Source organism: Corynebacterium sp. MSK195, assembly GCF_030228885.1.
GTDB lineage: Bacteria > Actinomycetota > Actinomycetes > Mycobacteriales > Mycobacteriaceae > Corynebacterium.
This window is the reverse complement of the sequence record NZ_JASPGT010000060.1, coordinates 1-383: the sequence shown is the minus strand read 5'-3', so window position 1 is coordinate 383 and position 383 is coordinate 1. Positions and strand designations below refer to the sequence as shown.

The 383-nt window shown below is 53.5% G+C and carries 1 rRNA gene; it reads left to right on the top strand.

Annotation, left to right across the window (positions count from 1 at the left end):
- Positions 1-383 (top strand): 23S ribosomal RNA (locus QP909_RS11795); the annotation flags it as partial.

The following is a 383-nucleotide window of genomic DNA, read 5'->3' as shown; positions in this document are numbered from 1 at the left end:
GCTCGTGTGTTGTTGTTAGGTGAAGTGGTTTGGAATGGCCTGCCGGAGAAGGTGAGAGTCCTGTAGTTGAAGACAATGGCATGTGGGTTGTTGGGTTGCCCGAGTAGCAGCGGGCTCGTGGAATCTGCTGTGAATCTGCCGGGACCACCCGGTAAGCCTAAATACTCAGTGTGACCGATAGTGTATGAGTACCGTGAGGGAATGGTGAAAAGTACCCCGGGAGGGGAGTGAAATAGTTCCTGAAACCATGTGCTTACAATCCGTCAGAGCACCGTTTGTGTGTGATGGCGTGCCTTTTGAAGAATGAGCCTGCGAGTCAGCGGCATGTCGCGAGGTTAACCCGTGTGGGGTAGCCGTAGGGAAACCGAATCCTAATGGGGTGT